Below are 1,761 nucleotides of genomic sequence, written 5' to 3' on the forward strand. Positions count from 1 at the left end.
CCCCTGGGCCAACTTTTGGGCGATCTGCCCCACCCCCCCTTTGGGATAGTTGATACCGCCGTAGTGTCGGTCACAAAAAACCATCCCGGCGTTGATGATGGGCGTGCGATCCGCCGGCACCACCGACCAGCAGTAGCACTCCATGTCCACAAAGCGCAGCAAATCCGGATCCCGCAGACAGCGCCGCGCTACCTGGCCCACATTCACCGGCAAATAGCGCGCCAAGGTCAGGCAGCCGAGGGGATTGCTCACAAAAGAACGAAATAGATAGCCCCACTCCTCCAACGAGAGCAGCTCCATGGCGTTGAGGCTGTTGAAGATGGGCCACAGGCTATCGTAGAACCGGCGAATGCCGGCGGCTTCCCGGGGAAAGTAGCCGGATAGCTCCTGCAAAAACTGCTCGTAATCCCGGTGTACTCGGGGATTCAGCCCCTTGGGCAGGTGGTAGGCAATCTGCACCGGATCGGGGATGGACTCCAGGGATTGGCCCACGGCTGCCAAGGCGCGGGTCAGCAAGTTAGTGGTACCCTGGGTGCCCAACCCAAAGATCATGGAAGCGCCCACGTCGAAGCGGTAGATCCCGTTGCCTAAGGGATCCGGACGCTCAAAGTAGCCGGCACTGCCCCCTGGAATGAGGTATTTCTCCAGCACCAGCACACGGTATCCTTTGGCAGCCAACTGGCTGGCCGCGACCAATCCCCCGATCCCAGCACCGATGACGATGGCATCCCAAGCAGGGGAAGGGGTGTGCAGAGCCTGCAAGAAGGTCTGAGAAGGCAAAGTAGAGGTCAAGGGATCCCTCTGGAAACTCAAACGCAAGATCAGTATCTTTACCGTACCAGAGGTTCTAGGGTTTCCCCATGAGTTGAGCTCCCCTGGGAATGAGTTTGCCCAGATCTGCAAGATCCCCAAATAGAGATTGTGGCGCGGGCTACGGAACCGAATTCACGAATTTGCTATACAGAATCCGGCCACACGACACAGATGGTTTTGCCATGTTGGTGACCCAGCATCCTGTCTTTCGGCGCTTTTGGTACCCGGTGATGCCCCTCAGCCGATTGGAGCAGGGATCCCCGCAACCTTTCGAGCTGCTGGGAGAGAGGATCGTCCTTTGGCTGGACAAAGCCGGACAGCCCCAGGCAGCCGCAGATCGCTGCTGTCATCGGTCGGCGCAATTGTCCAAGGGAATCGTCTGTGATGACCATATCCGCTGCCCCTACCATGGGTGGGAGTTCGATGGCACGGGAGCCTGTGTCAAGGTGCCGCAACTGCCGGATCAGGCCCGCATCCCAGAGAGCTACCGCATTCCCGCCTATCTCTGCCAGGCCCGCTATGGCTATGCTTGGGTGTGCTTGCATCCCCAGCCTCTACGGGGGATCCCGGTCATCCCAGAAGCCGAGGATCCCAGTTACCGGCTCATCCACGAGTTCTACGAACGCTGGGAATGTGCCAGCTTGCGCATCTGTGAGAACGAGTTCGATGCCGCCCACATCAGCTTTGTACACCAGAACACCTTTGGCAGTATGGAAGACTTGGTACCCAGCCACTTCGAGGTCGAGGAGCTGGACTACGGGATCCGCACCCGCACAGTGCTCGGTGTAGCCAACCCAGAGCTGCAACAAAAAAACCTGGGCATTGCTGCCGCCAAAACCGAGCGCACCACCACTTCAACCTGGCATTTGCCCTTCACCAACCACCTTCACATCCGCTACCCCAATGGCCGCAGCCATGTCATCGTCAACATCCCCACCCCCATCAACG

2 protein-coding genes are annotated in these 1,761 nt (G+C 58.8%); one reads left to right on the top strand and one right to left on the bottom strand.

What is annotated here, in order from left to right:
- On the bottom strand, nt 1-792 hold a 792-nt coding region (locus NW837_RS12305), incomplete at its 3' end, for an FAD-dependent oxidoreductase (RefSeq protein ID WP_414331902.1).
- A 203-nt stretch (nt 793-995) separates the two neighbouring features.
- Between NW837_RS12305 and NW837_RS12310 the strand changes: the two genes are divergently transcribed.
- Nucleotides 996-1,761, top strand: a 766-nt coding sequence (locus NW837_RS12310) for a Rieske 2Fe-2S domain-containing protein (RefSeq protein ID WP_414331904.1), incomplete at its 3' end; no start/stop codon positions are given.

Source organism: Synechococcus sp. R6-10 (genome assembly GCF_047461815.1).
In the GTDB taxonomy this organism is placed as follows: domain Bacteria; phylum Cyanobacteriota; class Cyanobacteriia; order Thermostichales; family Thermostichaceae; genus Thermostichus.